This is a genomic window from Paenibacillus sp. 2KB_22, from assembly GCF_052115745.1.
Lineage (GTDB): Bacteria > Bacillota > Bacilli > Paenibacillales > Paenibacillaceae > Paenibacillus.
The window spans coordinates 154,830-175,000 of the sequence record NZ_JBFRHG010000008.1; the positions used below are offsets into that span (position 1 = coordinate 154,830).

The window sequence follows — 20,171 nt, forward strand, 5'->3', positions numbered from 1 at the left end:
CGAGACATTTCTTAATAGTGATGTGATGCACGCCTCAGCGGGTGAGCGTCATTGAAGAGCAAAACACCGTCCCCTTTGGCTGCAAAGGAACGGTGCTTTTATATTATGACGTGTATTTTGGCAACCAGTCGCCGTGAGCCTCAATCAACTCATCACACATCGCTACGATGTCATCGATAGACAGCTCGGCAGCCGTGTGTGGATCAAGCATTGCCGCATGATAGATATGTTCCTTTTTGCCCGTGATTGCCGCTTCAATGGTCAGCAGTTGCGTATTGATGTTTGTCCGGTTCAATGCCGCGAGTTGTGGAGGCAGATCTCCAATGTACGTAGGGCTGATCCCTGATCCATCGACCAGACAAGGTACCTCAACACATGCCTCACGCGGCAGGTTCGTAATCAGTCCGTTGTTCATGACGTTGCCGCCAATCTTGTACGGGTTATTCGTCTCCATGGCTTCAATAATATGCGATGCGTATTCACGGCTGCGGGTATGTTCAATATTTTCGCTGGCAAACAGCTTGGTACGCATTTCTTTCCAGCCTTCAATCTGGTTCACACAGCGGCGTGGATACTCATCCAGTGGAATGTTGAAGCGTTCAATCAGCTCCGGGTAATTCCGCTTGATGAAGTAAGGGTGGTACTCGGCATTATGCTCGGACGATTCCGTTACATAATAGCCAAATCGCTGCATCAACTCAAAACGGACCATGTCGTCATGCTGTTCTTTCTGCTTTTCCTTCGCCAGACGTTTAATCTCGGGGTACAGATCCTGCCCGTCTTTTGTAACTTCGAGCAGCCACGCCATGTGGTTAATTCCTGCAACCTTAGCCACAACACCTGTCTGATCCATTCCCAGTGCATCGAACAGATGTGGTACACATACCTGCACACTATGACACAAACCTACGGTTTTGATCCCACCATGCACATTCATGACGTTGGTAAGCACGGCCATCGGGTTGGTGTAGTTCAGGAACCATGCATCCGGACACACTTCCTGCATATCCCGGGCAAAATCCAGCATGACCGGAATCGTCCGCAAATTACGGAAAATTCCACCGATACCTAGGGTATCTGCAATCGTTTGACGTAGTCCGTATTTCTTCGGAATCTCGAAGTCCGTAATGGTACATGGATCATATCCACCGACCTGGATGGCGTTGATGACATATTTGGCCCCGCGCAGCGCTTCTTTGCGGTCCTGATATACGTTAACGACGCAACGACTTCCGAGTGAACGGGCCAGACTGGTCAGCAAACGCTCGGAATCGCTCAGACGTTCAGCATCGATATCGAACAATGCCAGCTCAAAATCCTGCAGTGCTTCGGTCATCATGACATCACCCAATACATTTTTGACAAAGACGGTGCTTCCCGCACCGAGAAACGTAATTTTGTTCATCTTAAGTTAAGCCTCCCTGAAAAATGTTGTACCCCAACTATAGGCCGATTCGGCACATATAACTATGGCTCAACCCCTCTCAAACATGGCATAATCCCATTTTTGTTTCCGTTTTCAACTAATATTTATGTCCTTTAGCTGTTATAATTTAATTAGACATACAGATGGTGAGCCTCGGAAGGAAACAAGGAGGGAGGGCATAAAATGAGAAAAATAGAGATGAATGTGGTAGCCACGGACTGGACACAGATGGAACTGGTCTTGTTGTTCTTCGGGTGGGAGGCGTGTGAACCCGCCCATTATTGGGGACCGGGTGTACGTGATTCCTATATTGTGCATTACATCCATGAAGGACGGGGCATCGTGTACATGGGGGATCAGGAATACAAGCTTAGCGAGGGACAGGGGTTTATCATTTTCCCGGACACGCTTATTCATTATGAGGCAGATCCGCAGGAGCCCTGGACGTATTCGTGGTTCGGCTTCAAAGGTGTACAAGCCAAAGCATTCATGCAACGTGCCCAACTGAGCCCGGAGCGCCCGATATATGATGCCCATGATACGATTACGATGGAACAGTTGTATACGGAGATGGTCCAAGCTTCCACGCGATCGGAAGGCGATGTGTTGAACCAGAGTCTCTTGTACCGTTTGATGGCAGAACTCATCTCTTCTTCACCTGTGAAGGAAGATATAGGGCAGCTCCTTTCGAACAAAGAAACGTACATCCGGCAGGCGGTGCAGTTTATGGAGAACAGGTACAGTCAGCGAACTTCCATTTTGGATATTGCCCAAGCTGTGGGGTTGGATCGCACGTATCTATCAGGATTGTTCAAAGAGCGATATGGCATGTCGCTACAGTCATTTTTTCTGGAGTACCGTATGAATAGGGCTGCCGAACTTCTCCAGAATCCAGGGCTGTCGGTCAGTGAAGTGGCCCATTCTGTCGGTTATACGGACCCCTTATTGTTTTCCAAGATGTTTAAGCGTGTGACGGGCGTATCTCCGAAGGGGTCGAGAATTCGCGATTAGACGCACCTAGTGTTTCAAATTTAAAAGAAAAGTTTTGATCATTAAACGTTGTCCCGCTATACTGATACAGAAGTGTAATTGAATATGTGGAACTTGGTGCTTTGCCCGTCAGGGTGGAAGCTTAATAGGGAAGTCCGGTGTAATACCGGCGCGGTCCCGCCACTGTAACAGAGGAGTCAGGTAGCGATAATCCACTGGTTTAGACCGGGAAGGAGCTGCAAGTGACGATGATTCTGGAGCCAGGAGACCTGCCAAGTTTAACAAACACAGTAGTACCCTACGGGAGATAGGAAGGTGTTTAGAGAGCATGATTTTTTCTGAAAATCTGTTTATTTAAGGCGTCCTCATCCAGTAACACGGAGAGGGACGCCTTTTTTGTTATGGGCGAAGAACATCATGACACATACATAGAGTTTTGGGGAAGGACGTTAGAGCACTTGAGCAGATATATCGTTAAACGATTAATACAACTGGTAGTCGTATTGTTCGGCATCACGTTCTTGACGTTCCTGCTAACCTACCTGTCTCCTGGAGATCCAGCCAGACTCATGCTTATGTCTACAGGGGTAACGCCATCCGATGAGCTGGTCAGGCAGGTGAGGTCGGAGCTTGGATTGGACGAGCCCTTTCTCTACCGATACGGGACATGGTTGGGACAGGTGCTGACTGGAGACTTCGGTACATCATATAAATACAATCGTCCAGTACTGGACGTGTTGATGGCACGTCTCCCGGCAACGCTTTGGCTAACAGGAAGCGCCATGTTTCTGGTTATACTGGTTTCCTTTCCATTGGGGATGCTGTCGGCTGTCTATCGTAACAAATGGCTTGATCACGTCATTCGTCTGTTCTCTTTTGCCGGATTATCGATGCCCAGCTTCTGGTTGGGTATGCTGCTCATGTTGGTCTTCGGTGTACAGCTGAAGCTGCTGCCGGTAATGGGTAATTCCGGATGGTATAGCCTGATTCTGCCTGCATGTACACTCGCGATTCCACTTGTTGCCCAGTACAGCAGACAGATTCGTGCGGTCCTGCTTGAGGAGACAAGCCAGAACTATGTGATCGGAGCCATATCCAGAGGTGTGAAGGAATCGATCATTATTTTGCGTCATATTCTTCCCAATGCCCTGCTGCCGATCGTTACCCTAATGGGCATGACAACAGGTGCTTTGTTAGGTGGTGCAGCGATTGTGGAAAGTTTATTTGTGTGGCCGGGCGTTGGACAGATGGCTGTAGATGCGATTTTCACAAGGGATTATCCGCTGATTCAGGGGTATGTCATCTGGATGGCGATCATATATGTCACCCTGAATCTGCTGGTCGATATATGGACTCATCTTCGTGATCCCCGAATCCGACTGGAAGTGGATATATAGATGAGAGCCTTCAGACTTGTATTACTGCAGAATCGCTGGTTCACCTTCCTGCTGTCTCTGACCGCCTTCTGGATTATTCTTGCCATGGTTGCACCGCTGCTTGCACCACACGATCCACTTGCAACGAACTTTGCCAAAGTGTTGCAGCCATCCAGCGCCGAGTATCCTCTTGGAACCGATCAACTGGGCCGCTGTGTATTATCTCGTCTTCTGTACGGTGCACGTACCTCGCTGCTGCTCACCTTTATGATGATTGGCATCGTGTTTGTGCTAGGTGTAGCGATTGGAGTCATCGCCGGTTTCGCTCGGGGTGTGACGGATATGGTGCTCATGCGCCTGTCTGATACATTAATGGCATTTCCGGGACTAATTTTTGCGATCGCTGTGGTGGGGATGCTGGGGCCGGGATTGTTCAATACGGTGCTGGCATTGTCGGTTGTCTGGTGGGCGAAGTATGCACGGATGGCCAGAAGCCTGGTGATATCCCTTCAGCAAAAGGAATATGTCGCTGCCGCTGCTTTCAGCGGAGCACGTAAAATACAGATCATTGGCAGGACGATCCTGCCCAATATGATGTCTCCAATCATCGTCATGGCGATGATGGATGTGGGTGGTATGATGCTGTCGATCTCGGGGTTGTCCTTTCTTGGGCTTGGCGCGCAGCCTCCGAACCCCGAGTGGGGGGCCATGTTAAATGAAGGCAGAAGATATCTGCAGACTGCACCATGGTTGTTAATTTATCCGGGTCTGGCGATATTTAGCACCGTCATTATTTTTAATTTACTGGGAGACAGCCTGCGAGATGTGCTTGATCCCAAGAAAAATACAGCTTAACTGGAGGAACCAGAATGAAGAGGAATATTCAAAAATCAATGCTGCTCACCCTCATATCCATGTGGGTTGTGTTCTTGCTTGCAGCTTGTGGCACCGCCAATAATCCATCGACCTCGTCTGGTGCAACGGAGAAGTCGGCGGGTGCGGACAAGGGTACTACAAGTGCACCAACTCATCTCAATGTGGCCTTGTTCTGGCTTGGCAGCAACCTGGACCCGGCAGAAGAATGGAACGGCTGGACACTCACGCGTGCAGCGATTGGGGAGACACTGATCCAGTTTGACGAGAATATGAAGCTGGTCCCTAAAATTGCAGATTCTTGGGAACGAGTGGATGACACGACTTGGCACTTTCATATTCGGGAAGGTGTAACTTTCCATAACGGAAATAAGGTAACTGCCGACGCGGTGAAAAAATCGATAGAACGCTCCATTGAGTTAAACGAGAGAGGACAAGCGACTGTACCTGTAGCCTCAATGACTGCTGAAGGACAAGATCTGAAGATTAAAACGAAAGAGCCTTATGCGTCCCTGCTTGGTAATATTGCCGAGCCACTGTTTGTCATTGTGGATACGAGTGCAGATACATCCAAATTCAAGAGCGAGCCTATTGCTACGGGGCCATTTATGGTGACAGGATATACGCCGGATCAGGAGATCCAGGTGAAAAAGTATGACGGGTATTGGGGCGGTGCGGCAGATGTGGACACATTGACGTTGAAATATATCAAGGATGATAGCACACGTGCTCTTGCCCTGCAGTCTGGAGAGATTGATGTAGCCAGTAACGTGGGACGCAGCAATTTGACGTTATTCCAGGACAAGAGTCAATACACCATTGATGAAATTCCTAGCCTGCGTACCCAGTTTGTATGGTTTAACACAACCAATCCACTGCTGAGTGATCCAGAGGTTCGCCGGGCGATCTCTTATGGTGTAGACCGGGAGATGTATGCGAATACGCTGGTGGGCGGTCAGGCGGCCAAAGGTCCATTTACCTCAGCGCTGCCTTTTGGCTACGACAAGATCAAAGGATATGATTACGAACCGGAGAAAGCCAAACAGCTGCTGGATGGGGCTGACTACAAGGATGCAGATGGGGATGGCATTCGTGAAAAAGATGGCAAGAAGCTGTCGCTACAGCTGATTCTGAACTCCGCTTACGAGTCTGATTCGATTGTGGCTGCTGCAATGCAGTCCCAGCTTAAAGAGATTGGCGTTCAAGTGGAGATGACCTCCTATGAGGACCTAACCGATCATCAGAAGAGCGGAAATTACGACCTTGCTTTGACAAGTATTAATACAGGCATCACGGGTGACCCGCAATATATTCTGGATTTCTACTTTATGACGGGTGCGGAATGGAATGTGGGCGGATATAGCAATCCGAAGCTGGATGAGGTAATTACTCGACTTCATTCCGAGTTTGACGTGGAGAAAAGGTATGCCCTTGCAGCAGAGGCCCAGCAGATGATTCTGGATGATGCAGCCTATATGTTTTTGACCTATACCCCGATTAATATTGTGAGTAAAAGTAACGTGCAAGGCGCGACGATGTATCCCATCGACTTCTACCTGCTGGATCGTAATATCAAGGTTGGGCAGTAATGGAGCCCTTGCTTAGTGTCAATCATCTGTCCGTAACCTACAAGGGAAATTCTCTGGCTCTACGGGACTTGTCCTTCTCCATGAATAAGGGAGAGATTATCGGGATTGTAGGTGAGAGTGGCAGCGGAAAGTCGACCCTTATTCGGGCTTTGCTTGGCCTGTTACCAGAAGGTGGTCAATACATCGGGGGAGTGATCTCTTTTCAGGAAAAAGTGCTATTACGTGAGTCACAGTCTGATTGGGGCGGAGTACGCGGGAAGCGGATCGCTATGGTGTTTCAGGACAGTGGATCGTATCTTAATCCGATTCGCAGCATCGGTAGTCAGTATATTGAAGCAATTTGCACTCACTTCACCGTGTCCAAAAAAGCAGCTTATACCCTGGCTGTGAGTATGCTCGCGAACATGGGACTGGATGATCCCGAACGAATTATGCGCTCCTACCCCTCGCAGCTCAGTGGAGGCATGAAACAGCGAACAGCGATTGCCATGGCGGTTACGATGGAACCAGAGCTTCTGCTTGCGGACGAGCCGACGAGTTCGCTGGATGTGACGACACAGAATGAAGTGATGAACCGATTGAACGAGCTTCGTTCCCGTCAAGGGACAGGCATGATTATCGTAACACACAACATTGCCGTTGCAGCTCATATGGCAGAACGAATTGGTGTGATGCAGGACGGTACATTGGTTGAGATGGGAGATACTTTCCGTGTCATATCCGATCCTCAGCATGAATACACTCGCAAGCTGCTGAGTGCTGTGCCTGAATTGGAGGGAAGCGTTCATGGCTCATGAGAGGTTACCGATTCTGGAACTGAGCAATCTGTGCAAAACATATGAGTTAAAGGGACACAGGGCAGTGGATGCCCTGAAAGCTGTTCATTTGCAGCTGTATCCCGGGGAATGTCTGGGGATTGTCGGGGAGAGTGGTAGCGGGAAGAGCACACTGGCCAGATGTGTAACCCATTTGGAGCGAGTGACTTCAGGACAGATTCAATATCGTCAGCATGATATTACCCGATTGAGTGGGAAGGCGTTACGCCAGCAACGAAAGCAGATTCAGATGGTCTTTCAGGAACCTTCGGCTATCTTTAATCCGCGAATGAAGATTGGAGCATTTATTCGGGAGCCGCTCATTAATTATAAAGTAATGAAGGGCCAACAAGCGGATCGGGAAGTGCTCAGGCTGTTGGAACGGGTAGGATTGTCTGCCGCAACGGCGGATAAATATCCGCATGAACTGAGCGGGGGAGAGCAGCAAAGAGCAGTCATTGCTCGTGCGATTGGAGTAGAGCCAGACATCATCCTGTTCGATGAGGCCACCTCCGCATTGGATGTTTCCATTCAGCAGCAGATCCTGGATCTGTTGGTGGAGTTGAGAAAGGAAACAGGGATCTCTTCTATTTTCATATCGCATGATCTTGCAGTAGTGCAACAGATCAGTGATCGGATTGCCGTGATGTACCAGGGTGAAGTGGTTGAGGTTGTGGAGAGTTCACAGCTGACAAGTTCAGCGAATCATCCCTATACCCGGAGCCTGATGGCCTCAGTGTTGTCCGTGAGAGAAATGAAACATAAGATGCAGGAGCGGGACGAGAAACTGGAACAGGAACGGGATCAAGAGCAGGAGCTGGACGAGAAACAGGATCAAGAGCAGGTGGAGGTTTTTCAGGAAAGTCTGTCAGGATGAAACCGATGCCGTAGATCCGTTAAAATTCGATTTTTACAAAAAGAAAGAAAATAAAAGGGTTACCCCGGAAGTCCATAGATGACTTTCAGGGTAACCCTTCGTTGATAACAGGTATGTTGTATGACACGTATGTTGTGTATAGCTGGGCCGTAATACCGGAGGGGCTTATTAATGCCTCATCGTATGTCATTCAGTTCATCATAGTTTTGCGTAGGCCGGATAGTACTTTGTCTCGTACTTCATACTTATTTCATCAGCATCGATAAATTGTTGGTTAATTGGTGTTATCTCTATATGCACTGTCGGTCTAATTTGGAGATTAACTCCCTACATAGATCTTCTGTCCACATGTAGTTGTCTACCTCTGCTTAGCCAGTTCATTGACATGAGCAGTGTAGTACTAGTGTGGTACCTGGGATTGGAAATCGTTCCGGCTGGACTGATCAGCATGGTAAAAGACAATATCACCATCCTTCAGAGGCCAGGTTCTGCCTTGGCTGTCTGTTGGCATTTTGTTGAAACCTTCCATCTGCCATTGATTCATCAGTGGTGCATGAATATATTGCAGATGGGGGGCAGCCGTATTTCCATTCCGCAAGCTCTCCATATTGAAGTTCACCACGATGTAACCATTCTTTAGAAAAATACTCGATTTCTCATCCAGCTGATTTTGTCGGGCGAGGGGCTCCAGATCCGTACCTTTTGGTACGGCATATACATCCGCAGGCAAGCTGTACTCCCCGTACCAGCGCTGGATTGCTGCATTAGCCCGGTCTACATTCACCCCGGAAGGAATGTCCGTTTTGGGCCCAATGAGTGTTCGAATCGGAGCAGACAGGATCATCCAGTCATAACGACCGACCCATGTTTTTTGATGGGAAGTCTGATCGACCAGGCGAACCATATGTTCCGCCAACGTACGTTGGTTGCTTTCTTCCGCTGACAGTTCATAAGTATACTGATAACGCGCGGTATCGCCTAACTCTGTGCCCGGTACATTCCGAAGGCGTGAGTTCAGGACAACAAATCGTTTCTCCAGATCCTGTACCGATCCGATGCGGATCAGGCGTTCCTGGCCTCGATGGTAGTACAGATCTACTTCTTGCCGGGAAGAACCGTCTTTACTCACAAAAGCAAAAGTGGGTGTAATTCGAATACCATCCTGTTTGCCAAACATATTGCCCTTGGTCTTCAGATCGAACTTGAAATGGTATCCTGTCTTTACAGTCGCGTTAGCGAATCCCTGCACTGGATGGCTTCCTGGTCGAATGGGTAATACAAATGGAGCCAGGTTACCCCGCGGATCACCATCGATGCTATTCATTCCAGCCCAGTAGCTAAGGCCCGTTGGTTCGGGACTGCCCAGTCGCTTGCGAAATACATTTTCCCAGTTGTAATCAGAGATATCCGTGACATGAAAATCATATAACCTACCGATGATATCTACCGGTACGGTGTCTGCTGCAACATGATGTGCCAAATTGGTATTAGCATCCTGTTGCTCGGTAAAGTTTGCAGGTGCATTCTCTGCAATATTGCGGAATGTAATGTGATATTTTCCTTCGTCTACCCATACAGGGAGATAGAATGTGGTATCCAGTTGATTGACCGGAATATCGACCCATGTCTTGGCAGGGATAAACTGACTCCGGTCTGCGTTGTAGACATCAAACGGGAATTGCACCTGTTTGATTCGAAAATATTTGGCATAGTCCCGATTCCCATAACCGGGATAACTTGCTGCATCCAAGTGCTGTCCCGATGTGGGAATTCGCACAATGAACGGACGTTCCAGAATGAGCGCAGCGCTGGTTGGGTCCGGTATGGTCTTCTGATTATGCGGCTGATCATCCGATACCCAGGCGTAGTTAACGACAGGGGTGTGTACCGTGACGGTGTTGATGCCGTTAATCGGTAATATTTTATTGGCGCCGCCATTCACGTTGCCTGGTAGCAAATCATAATAGATCTCACCAGAGCTTGTGGTGTTTGCTTTATTCAGCAGGGAATTGCTGATCATATTACCCGGTTTGTACAGCACATCGCGACCGATCGTCGTTGGATTAGGGATGTTGGATGGTGTTGGGCCATCTTTGGTTGCTTCTACATCATTCATAATGGTTGTACTATTGAATTTCACTAAATCATTATTCACTTTACTTTGAGGTGTGTTGGATTCAGCCATCCCTTTTAACCGTGATGTATCATCAGGCACACTGGGAGGTTGGTTCAAACCACCTGTTAATTTGGGTGGAGTATATGAGATTGAAGTGGTTTGCCCTGGTCGTACATGGCTTTCTACGGATTCATCATTTTTAGACTCCAGTGTTGGTGGTGTGTATCCTGATGGATTCATCGTAACGGTCTCACCGGGCAAAGCGTAATTGTTCATGGTTGCTTTAGCGATCTTATATACTTCCAGGTTATTAATTTTCCAGTAGGAGTAGTCCCTTGTGATTTGGAAGTTGTATGGCTTGGGTACTGTGTCGTTTGCAGGTACAGGTGTCCCTGGTCTACAACCATCATCATCACATTCCTCTGGTCCGGGTACTGTCCACTCTCTGTCATACGAGATTGTGACATTACAGTTGTATGTAACTTTACCGCTCATTTTCGCCCAGGCTTGTTTAAACAGATAATTGTCAGCAAAGGCATTTGTGTAGAGGGATTCGGAAGTAGGTATTCCTTTTAACACATTGAATGTCTCATTGTCCCTGTTATCTGACTTGATAACACCGTTGGTATTTGGATCGAGATCATTCATGCTCATGATGGTTCCAGCAGAAGGTGGTCCAATCGTTGGTGTGCAACCTCCACCGCCTCCGTTACCGTCGCCCTCGCCAGTACCTGGGCTCTCTTCAACACCGATGTTGGTTGTGGTAGTTAGCTCAAAATCATCCTTCTTCCATAATACGGTGATGGTTGTGGTTCCTCTGCTAACGGCTTGAACTACTCCGGAGTTACTCACGGTAGCGACACCAGGATTGGATGATTCCCATGTCGTTGTACCCCCGCTGCCAGTGTTTACATTGGTCTCCGCTCCAAAGTTCCCATCACCATTTTTCGTTTTGACCGTTGCATTCAATTGTTTGGACTGGTTCAGGCTAAGTTGCCCGCCAGCGGAGAGGTTGATCTCTTTGGTTATTTCGGCAACGGCCCGCCAATATAAATCTGTGTTGAATTGATAGTCAGCATTCCATTTGGAAGGGTAATATTCTTCCGTTTTGATAGGTGGAATAGCACCACCAATTTGAGTGGTGAATTTTGTGTTACGACCTGTAAATGATTCAACAGAAACCAAAATGGGCAGCCCTGGCTCATAGTAAGCTGTATTATCCATGTAGTGAGGTTCTTTAGATTTATCAGTTATTTCCGTAGAAGAATGTGATTCACCTCCTTTATCAAAGTACTCAGTCGGAATATAAACATCTTTATCCAAATCAAGGTCGACACAGATTGTTGAAGATACCGGAAGATTTTTGGTAGGATCGTTTTCTAGCTCGATGTTATTACACTGGCCATCAACCTTCCATTTTAGATTGTTAATTTGGTAAATATATACACCTATATTGGTTTTCTTTTTCCCTTCAACAGGGATTACCTTTTTTTGTGACTTCGCAGGTGTAGAAGGCTCCATATGGAATGTGTTTATTTCAGGTTTAATTCCAGGTCCTCCACCTGCAGAGGCCTGAGTTACTGATGATACAAGTAATACGAGTGATAACACGAACAACACCATTTTTTTAACAGCTTTTTTTCCTCTCAAATTTAATCCCTCTAATCTGTGGCTATTACGCTGTAAGCAGGGCCTTCTTTGGTTACAAGACTGACAGCAAAAATCAGCTCTTTATCAAAATGTAAAAGTCCTCTACTCCAGTAGACTGGATTATTAACAGCGAATACCCCTCTACTTTTTGTGAAATCATTAATTACAGGCCCAGCATATGCAGCAAAGGCTTTCGAAGTTGGAGAATTCATAGGATTAATTGTTGCTGAATTTAGTAAACTTCCGGCTTGTAGTGCATTCATGGTAGTACTTTTCACGTTCAATTCAAGTTCCGCAAAAGAATAATAAGCTCCTCGTACCAAGGTGTATCCTTCATCTACAAAAACAGGGTAATAAATACTCCTTTCAGAACCCTTTGCAAAGGTATTAACAATAATCCAATTTTTTATCTTGAGATCGGCATATTTAGTATCTGTAATAATATTTTTATTACGAACTTTCGAGAAGTCGTCTGTAACCTCACTGTAGTCAACGTTGGGTCCAACCTTTTTCTCAGGTGTTTTTTTGTACGATGGCGCAATAATACTCAAATTCGTTCCCGTCAAACCCACCGCTCGAAGCTCATTCAGCCCCTGAAAATCAGCAGGCTTTGTCTTCGCAACTGCTGCATAACGTGCGATCAATACAGCTACTTCAGCTCGTGTTGTCGTACGATCGACACCAAATGTTTTATCGTTTGCTACACTCATCAGTCCCGTTCCCAGGGCTACAGCTACTGCATTTTTTTGAGCGCTTGCGAGTTTACCTGTGAAATATTCCTTTGCAGGCACAACGCTGTTGGTCACATCAGAGAGTGCTTGTTTGTACTCAGGATCAACCACGGTTAGCCCTTGCGTCAGCCAAGTAGCCATTTCCCCTCGTTGAAGAGCACCTTGTGCATCCAATTTTCCCTTGTAATTAGAAGGGCTGATAAAACCTTTTGCAATAGCAGTAGAGACACCGCTTTTTGCCCACTCGGGTATGTCCGTAAAATTATTTTGTTCCTGTGTCGATGCATTAGGCTGGTCGGCTAAACGGCCAAGGATACTTGCCATTTCAGCTTTGGTAACCGGTGAACTTGGTTTAAATGTCCCGTCGGCATACCCCTTGAAATAACCTTGTTCCACGGCCAAATTAATCGCTGAGGATGCCCAGTGTGTAGCCGGAACGTCTTTGAATTTAGTTGTAGCTTGTGCAGCTTCTACAGGATTGCCAATGCTTCCAAAACCTACGATCCCCCCTGTTAATATAGCCAATGCCGTTGCGCCGGAAATCATCATTTTTTTCATGAATTTTACTCCTCTCCATTGTAGTTTGTTGTTTTTGATATGTACGAGTTAGGCTACTAGATACTAAATTTGTAATAATAATGAATATTCTACCATGTAATACTAGGCTGTTGGTATGATTTATCAATATGTTTTCTCCTCTCCACACAACTCTTACTAATTCTCTAGACCTATATTCCCTCAAAAAAACACAAAAAAAGGCCACGAATCCGCAGATTCATAGCCTTATGCTTTAAGGTCTCCAACATATGTAGTTCCTTCATCAATAATCAATACCTCAAGAATACTCGATTTCCAAACATTTGAAAAGCCCATATTCTTTTTACTCAACATAAAGTCAGGCTATCGGTGTTCCATTAGGCAATGGGCTATCCGGTGTAAGCAAGACAACATCGCCTTCACCAGGCACACCGCCTAGCACGAGTACTTCAGAGACAAAACCGGCAATCCGGCGGGGTGGAAAATTAACTACCGCAACGACCTGTTTGCCGATGATCATGTCAGGCGTGTATCGTTGGGTAATCTGAGCACTAGAGCGTTTAAGACCAAGTGGTCCGAAGTCGATCGTCATTTTAATAGCGGGTATACGAGCCTTGGGGAAGGGTTCGGCTTCCACCACTGTACCAACCCGGATATCATGCTGCATGAACTCTTCAAAAGTAGCCATAGGGAGAGATCTCCTTTCAATTATGGAATTATTATAAATGAAGAATCAACAAAAAATCCAGATTACGCGGTATCATAACCTGGATTTCTGTTCTATTGCTTTGCAGCATATTAAGCGCCGTTCCAATTTTCCCCGGTGAGATATTTCTCGGTGAGGATGGATAACATCTGAATACCTACTTCATTATGTCCGCCTTCTGGAATAATGATATCGGCATACTTTTTGGAAGGCTCGATAAAAGCATCGTGCATCGGTTTTACCGTTTCGAGATATTGTTTGTACACGGATTGGATCGTGCGTCCGCGTTCTTCAATGTCCCGCAGTACTCTGCGCAGAATTCGCACATCGGAGTCGGTATCAACAAATACTTTGATGTCCATCAGACTGCGAAGATGTTCGTCAATCAACACATGCAATCCTTCTACAATGACAATATGGTTCGGTGCCAGTTCAACCGTCTCATTGGCAGCACGATTATCTATGGTGAAGTCATATACGGGAGCATACGCCGCTTGGCCTTTTTTCAACAAAGTGAGATGCTCAATCAACAGATCATTATCGAATGCAAACGGGTGATCGTAATTGGTGAGTCGACGTTGCTCAGGTGTGAGCTGCGACTGGTCTTTGTAATAATTGTCTTGGGATATAAACGTGACTTTACCTGATCCCAGACGGTCTATGACGGAGCGAGCTACCGTCGTTTTACCGGAGCCGGTTCCTCCGGCGATACCAATAATGAGCATGGTTGTTCCATAAGCCTCCCTAAAATGGCAGCATGATGAATGGATAAAAGCGCATCAGAAATCCTTCGTTCATGGCCTTTATCCACATGTCTGTCTCTGAATACACAATTCCTTCATTGTACCATAGCAGACGGCTTTTTTCATCTTGGTGTATGGACCATGTTTTGCCTTCAGGGGCTTTTTGCTTGCTTGTTCATATTCATTTTACTGCATGTCTTTGGATGATACTCCCCGCGGTGACTCCCATAGGGCCAGCAGGCGCTGTCCGATGGAACTTTTTGTGAACATATTCAGGATGATATAACCAAGGACACATCCTGTTGTATTGGCTATCAGATCGTTCAGATCGGTACTGCGACCGTTGCCTAAGGTTGCTCGAAGCAGCAACTGTGTTATTTCAATGAGGAAACTTACGCTCAATCCTGCGAATGCTGCTGTTCGTATCGAGTGAATCCAAGGCTTGATGAAAGGAAGCATGAACCCCAGTGGCATAAACAGCACAATGTTGAGGAGAAAGCTTGGTGCATCCGCAGTCAGAAGCGGAATCCATTGAATGCTCTGATACCATGGGGTCTGATTGGCATAGATTCCGATGTTCACGTCGATAGGGAAAAATACAAAGTGCATAACGCCCAACATATATATGGCAAATGCGAGCATCGACACATATTGTCTGACCGTATATCTGGTTTTGCTCACCCTGACATGGAGCATCAGGGCGAGCAGGATCAGAACGAATAATGGACCAAGTACGATGGGAGATGAGATTGAATATTGGATGGACATGGGATGGCTCCTCCACAAGGAAATGAGATCAGGCTATTGAAGCTGAATCTTCATTTCCATTCCCTTGATGAATTGAGTGTCTTTAACCTCTTCCGTAAAATCATCCTTGATCTCGAAAGGTTTCACTATCAGATATTTTACATCCTTGGCAGTTGTGGCATATATGCGTTCCGATTTCAGTTGGTTACCCTCATAGATGCCATCGCCGCTGAGAGCGGTTAGCTGCCGCCCCTGATCATCATAGACGGCGAATCCGATGTGACGCAGCTGTTCTTCCTCTTTTGCCGTAAGTGTACTCTTATCGTTCAACCCAATCACGGTAGTTAAGCGGGTGGTGACAGGGGTAACCTCCGCTTCCGTAACAGCGGCCGTATACAGATCGTTAGTCATGGCTGTGTTAGGCAGAACCTGATGAACGTTTTCTGTTGATTTGGCAAAAGGAACTGTCAACTCGAACTCATGATCGATGCCCTGCAACGTCAATTGAACCTTGGCCTCGAACTGATCCGGCAATTGTGCCGTTCCCTGATCTGAGGAAATGACCTGTTCAAAGAGCAGTGTATTTGGCTGCGTTTCTCCTACCGAACTATAGAACAGTCCGCTATTCGAAAGGGACCCGTCGACTTTGAAAAAGACATTCTCAATACCACTGCTCAGTTTCACGATATCCTTGCCATTGTCATATTCACCCTGATTCAGATTCGGCGCAGTGAAATGAACCAGAAATGCAGCACGGGTACCATCATAAACTGTTTCAAGGACTTCCAGCTTCACATCCTGGTAAGCGACCTTGCTGTTAACAGGGGTAGTCAAGCCGTCGTTGCCCGCCGTTCGCAGACCCATATCGGCTTCGATTGAGCTGAAGAGGCTTCCTACAAGTGGGATGTTGCGCAAGGAGGCGGCCATGGCCGGTGATACAAAGCCGGATGCAAATACGGTCATGCCCAATACTCCGGCTGCGATCGTCGCAGCTGCAGCCTTGTTCCATCGCTTGTTCCGGCGACTGGAGCGCAAAATTTGTTCGGTTTTCAATGTGTTTGGGGACGCCGGCAGAGAATCCAGTGTGGCATCAATCCGGTTACGCACAAGTTCAGACATCAGAGGACGCTCCTTCGCTTGGTTCTTTAATTCCTGATCGATATTAAACGGGTTTGACATGTAAGTTTACCTCCCGAAAATTTTTGAATTTCTGATATAACTCCTGCCTTGCCCGAGTAAGTCTCATTTTCACTGCACTTTCGGAAATATTCAGCGTATCGGCGACTTGACGTAGGGACAGGTCCTCAAAATAATGCAAAACGACTACAATTCGTTTCGATTCCTCCAGACGGTCTACCGCTTCTCGCATATCGACCTCATCGTAGGGACTAGAATGCTCCCGCTTTTCTGAAGGTACCTCCGCATAAGCGGTGGATAGAGAGCGGCGGGACAGTATCGTGTTGCATTCATTGATGAGGATCCGAAACAGCCAGGTTTTGAAATACCGGGGTTCCCGGAGCGTGTGCATCGATTTATATGCGTTCAGAATGGTCTCCTGAATGGCATCGGCCACGTCCTCCTCTTTTCGCAGCATGGATTTTGCCGTATTGTACAAAGCGTTTTCAATGTCTCGAATAAGCCGGATAAAGGCTTCACGATCTCCTTGGATGGCCTGGTTAACGAGATCGGTTGAATCCATAGATAACAGCTCCTTTCGTATTGGAGGGATGAAGTCAGCACTTGGCTGGTTTTGATATGAATTAGACTGGCGGGTAGGGCATATGGTCACATTTTCTTTTATAATTTTTTAAAAAGAGCGTTGTTATATATGACGTATCGGTTCTCTACGATCCCTTCAATGCTAAGAAAGGTTGATTTTTCCTGAAGATTGCATGATTGACTTTTTCGAAAACAGCACTATAATAAACTTATATTCATAACACGGACTGTTACTGGGGAAACCAGGCATGACCGAATTCGATTGCTTAACTGTAATCGCTTTCGGTCTTTTTTTATTTTTGTTGGGGGGTGAGAACATTGAAGGTTATCAAGAAAGTAAACAATAACGTGGCCATTGCTATTAATGAACATAACGAAGAGGTATTTGTTGTAGGTAAGGGTGTAGGATTCCTGAAGACGCCCTATGAGTTGACGGAGACGGACTTGGTGGAGAAAATATTCGTAGCTCCGAAGAACATTCGGATGTATGATCTGCTGAACAGTATCCCAATTGAGGATATTTATCTCGCGGAGGAAGTCATCAAGCTGGGCAGTCAGATCCTGAATAAAACATTTAACCCGAATCTGCTTCTCACCCTATCTGACCATATCAGTTTTGCATTAACCCGAACCAAAGAAGGCATCCGTATCAAAAATCCGCTGGAATGGGAAGTGCGGACACTCTATCCGGACGAGACCCGGGTGGGGGAGGCTGCCCTGAAACTGATTCAGGAAAAAACGGATATCGCTCTGCCGACAGCCGAAACAACACTGATTGCTCTGCATTTTGTTAATGCACAGGTGGGCTCTGGAGAGATGACGGATACCACCAAGGTAACCACAGTTACGGGCGAGATCCTGTCCGTGATCAAATATGCTCTCAAAATTGACTTTCAAGAGGATTCCATCCATTTCATGCGTTTTGCCACACATATTCGGTATTTCATTCTGAGGCAGATGAGCGGTAAATCGCTTAAAGACGAGAATGAATCGCTGTTTCTAATGGTGAAGGAGAAGTTTCCGAAGGAACTCGCTTGTGTGGAGAAGATTGCGGACTTTCTGAAAAACAACTATGGCTGGACCTGTTCGGATGATGAAAAGCTATATCTGATTCTGCATATCCAACGATTGATTTCGAATGAACCAACGGAATGAATGAACTAGTGAAGAAACTAACCGAATAATCCATATTGGACTGTTACTGATTCGATCAGGCATGACCAAGCGTAGGGAATGACGATTCCCCGGCTTGGTCATTTTTTATATATCCAATTATTCATGTAGAGGAGAAGGGTCATGAACAACAAAGACTTGGCTAAAAACGTACTTGATCTCGTCGGCGGCGAGCAAAATATATCGGGTCTGACACACTGTGCAACCCGTTTGAGATTCGTATTGAAGGATGATCACAAAGCAGACCTCAAGGCACTGGATCAGCTCGAAGGCGTGCTCAAGGCACAAAATTCCGGGGGACAGATTCAGGTTGTCATCGGTGCTAAGGTAGATGCAGTCTATAGCGAATTGAAAAATCTGACCTCTGACAAGATTGGCGAGCCTACGGAGTCTACAGACAGTGGACCGAAAAAGAGACGTAACCCCATCAATGTCGTGCTTGAAACCATCGCAGGTATATTCACGCCTGTTCTGCCAGCACTTGTTGGTTGCGGGATGATCAAGTGTTTGGCTACCGTTATAACTGCAATGGGTTACTTGGAAGGCTCCGGATTCCTAACGATCATTAACATGATCGGGGACTGTATTTTCTACTTCATGCCATTCTTCCTGGCTGTTAGTGCAGCAAACCGTTTCAAAACAAATCCCTATTTGGCGGTAGCTCTCGCTGCGGGACTCATGCATCCAACCATTTTGAACGCTGCGGCTCAGATTGCTGAGACGGGTGTGAACAGTATTGATTTTCTCGGCTTGCCGATTCTGTTGATGAAATATTCCTCTTCCGTCATTCCAATCATTTTGGCGGTATGGATTATGAGTTATGTGTATCCAATCGTCAATCGAGTAATTCCCAAGTTTCTGCAGGTCCTGCTTACTCCAATGATTGTTTTGTTCATTATGATTCCAGTGGAACTAATCGTGCTGGGTCCAGTAGGATCATATATCGGTGACTGGTTGACCAATGGCATTAACTCATTGTTCTCCACCGCAGGTGTGCTTGCGGGTGCAATTCTTGGATTTTTCAAACCGATCATGGTTATGTTCGGTATGCACTATGCCATCATGCCCATTCAGGTTCAACAAGTGGCTACACTGGGTGCAACCGTATTGTTACCAACAGCACTGGCAGCGAATTTGGCTCAGGCTGGAGCAGCCTTCGGTGTGTTTGTACTGACGAAGAGTAAAACGATGAAATCAGCGGCTGCTTCAAGCGGATTCACCGCGTTGTTCGGGATTACCGAGCCGGCGATCTATGGGGTAACGCTGAAATACAAACGGCCCTTTTTCGCAGGTTGCCTGGCAGGTGGATTAGTCGGTGGATTCTATAGCTTGGTGCATACAACAGCGAATGCCATTTCACTTCCAGGTGTATTGGCAATTGGCACGTATACCTCTGATCGTTACATGTATGTTGTTATTGGTTGTATTGCCGCAGTTGTACTCGGTTTTGTCTTCACGTTGATGGCAGGCATCAAGGAAGATGTAGAAGGAGCCAAGTTGAAGCAGCAAACCACTGGTGAAGTAAATAGCAATCCAACTGTTACTGCCACAGAGGTAACTCCCGAGTCAGTATTATCACAGCCATCCACTTCTTCTGACATGCTTATCGTTAGTCCAATGACAGGGGAGATCAAACCGATCTCTGAAGTGGAAGATCAGGCATTTGCCCAAGAGTTAATGGGTAAAGGTATTGCGATTGTTCCGACAGATGGCAAGGTATACGCTCCATTTGATGGGGTAGTCGAAGCACTTTATCGTACCAAACATGCTATCGGATTGAAGGCGGCGAATGGTGTCGAGATCCTCATTCATATCGGGGTGGATACCGTCAGCCTCAAAGGCAAATATTTTACCGCCCATATCGAACAGGGACAGACCATCAAGGCTGGCGATTTATTGGTGGAGTTTGATCCAGAAGGTATTACGACAGCAGGTTATAACACCATTACATCCATTGTGGTGACCAACATGCAACAGTACGGAGATGTGCTGACTACAGCAACCAGCGGTCCGATTCGGGAGAGTGAAGCGCTGATCAAGCTAATCCCCTAGAACCTTAAATAAGACCATTTAAATAACACGTAATAACAGGAGGAAACTAAA

The 20,171-nt window shown here is 46.6% G+C and carries 16 protein-coding genes and 1 riboswitch; of the genes, 8 read left to right on the forward strand and 8 right to left on the reverse strand.

The window, feature by feature from the left end; translation table 11 throughout:
• Positions 1-103: 103 nt before the first annotated feature.
• Complete coding sequence (locus AB4111_RS28145; protein WP_442034407.1) at positions 104-1,405, reverse strand: alpha-glucosidase/alpha-galactosidase; 1,302 nt, start codon at positions 1,403-1,405, stop codon at positions 104-106.
• A 204-nt stretch (positions 1,406-1,609) separates the two neighbouring features.
• Here AB4111_RS28145 and AB4111_RS28150 point away from each other — a divergent pair, with 204 nt between their 5' ends.
• From AB4111_RS28150 to AB4111_RS28175, 6 genes are all read left to right on the forward strand, one after another.
• A complete protein-coding gene (locus AB4111_RS28150; protein WP_442034409.1) occupies positions 1,610-2,437 on the forward strand; it encodes an AraC family transcriptional regulator in 828 nt (275 codons plus the stop codon).
• 77 nt (positions 2,438-2,514) lie between these two features.
• Positions 2,515-2,707, forward strand: a riboswitch (cobalamin riboswitch).
• Between the two features lie 167 nt (positions 2,708-2,874).
• Complete coding sequence (nikB, locus tag AB4111_RS28155) at positions 2,875-3,813, forward strand: nickel ABC transporter permease (protein WP_442034411.1); 939 nt, start codon at positions 2,875-2,877, stop codon at positions 3,811-3,813.
• Complete coding sequence (gene nikC / locus AB4111_RS28160) at positions 3,814-4,647, forward strand: nickel transporter permease (protein ID WP_442034413.1); 834 nt, start codon at positions 3,814-3,816, stop codon at positions 4,645-4,647.
• Positions 4,648-4,661: 14 nt separating this feature from the next.
• Positions 4,662-6,254, forward strand: coding sequence for an ABC transporter substrate-binding protein (locus AB4111_RS28165; protein ID WP_442034415.1), 1,593 nt, complete (start codon positions 4,662-4,664; stop codon positions 6,252-6,254).
• Positions 6,254-7,051: an ABC transporter ATP-binding protein gene (locus AB4111_RS28170; RefSeq protein ID WP_442034417.1), complete on the forward strand. Its 798-nt coding sequence runs from the start codon at positions 6,254-6,256 to the stop codon at positions 7,049-7,051. The genes AB4111_RS28165 and AB4111_RS28170 overlap by 1 nt, the downstream gene beginning before the upstream one ends.
• The gene (locus tag AB4111_RS28175; RefSeq protein ID WP_442034419.1) at positions 7,041-7,946 is read left to right on the forward strand and encodes an ABC transporter ATP-binding protein; all 906 of its coding nucleotides are present in this window, start codon (positions 7,041-7,043) and stop codon (positions 7,944-7,946) included. The genes AB4111_RS28170 and AB4111_RS28175 overlap by 11 nt, the downstream gene beginning before the upstream one ends.
• Positions 7,947-8,346: 400 nt before the next feature.
• Here the strand turns inward: AB4111_RS28175 and AB4111_RS28180 are convergent, their stop codons facing one another.
• From AB4111_RS28180 to AB4111_RS28210, 7 genes are all read right to left on the reverse strand, one after another.
• Positions 8,347-11,286: a DUF5704 domain-containing protein gene (locus AB4111_RS28180; protein ID WP_442034421.1), complete on the reverse strand. Its 2,940-nt coding sequence runs from the start codon at positions 11,284-11,286 to the stop codon at positions 8,347-8,349.
• A 437-nt stretch (positions 11,287-11,723) separates the two neighbouring features.
• Positions 11,724-13,001, reverse strand: a complete 1,278-nt coding sequence (locus tag AB4111_RS28185; RefSeq protein WP_442034423.1) for an S-layer homology domain-containing protein — start codon at positions 12,999-13,001, stop codon at positions 11,724-11,726.
• A 337-nt stretch (positions 13,002-13,338) separates the two neighbouring features.
• The gene (gene csaA / locus AB4111_RS28190; RefSeq protein ID WP_062837691.1) at positions 13,339-13,668 is read right to left on the reverse strand and encodes a chaperone CsaA; all 330 of its coding nucleotides are present in this window, start codon (positions 13,666-13,668) and stop codon (positions 13,339-13,341) included.
• 110 nt (positions 13,669-13,778) lie between these two features.
• Positions 13,779-14,411 carry a uridine kinase gene (gene udk, locus AB4111_RS28195; protein WP_017691162.1) on the reverse strand — a complete coding sequence of 211 codons (633 nt, stop codon included), beginning with the start codon at positions 14,409-14,411 and terminating at the stop codon, positions 13,779-13,781.
• A 204-nt stretch (positions 14,412-14,615) separates the two neighbouring features.
• On the reverse strand, positions 14,616-15,197 hold the full coding sequence (locus AB4111_RS28200) for a VanZ family protein (protein ID WP_442034426.1): 582 nt from the start codon (positions 15,195-15,197) through the stop codon (positions 14,616-14,618).
• A gap of 33 nt (positions 15,198-15,230) precedes the next feature.
• Positions 15,231-16,355 carry a DUF4179 domain-containing protein gene (locus AB4111_RS28205; RefSeq protein WP_442034428.1) on the reverse strand — a complete coding sequence of 375 codons (1,125 nt, stop codon included), beginning with the start codon at positions 16,353-16,355 and terminating at the stop codon, positions 15,231-15,233.
• A complete protein-coding gene (locus AB4111_RS28210) occupies positions 16,339-16,875 on the reverse strand; it encodes a sigma-70 family RNA polymerase sigma factor (RefSeq protein ID WP_442034430.1) in 537 nt (178 codons plus the stop codon). The genes AB4111_RS28205 and AB4111_RS28210 overlap by 17 nt, the downstream gene beginning before the upstream one ends.
• A gap of 329 nt (positions 16,876-17,204) precedes the next feature.
• On the opposite strand from AB4111_RS28210, the gene AB4111_RS28215 reads away from it, so the two are divergent.
• Positions 17,205-18,050, forward strand: coding sequence for a PRD domain-containing protein (locus AB4111_RS28215; protein ID WP_442034432.1), 846 nt, complete (start codon positions 17,205-17,207; stop codon positions 18,048-18,050).
• Positions 18,051-18,191: 141 nt separating this feature from the next.
• Positions 18,192-20,120 (forward strand): beta-glucoside-specific PTS transporter subunit IIABC, encoded by a 1,929-nt coding sequence (locus AB4111_RS28220; protein WP_442034434.1) that lies wholly within the window; start codon positions 18,192-18,194, stop codon positions 20,118-20,120.
• Positions 20,121-20,171: the final 51 nt, after the last annotated feature.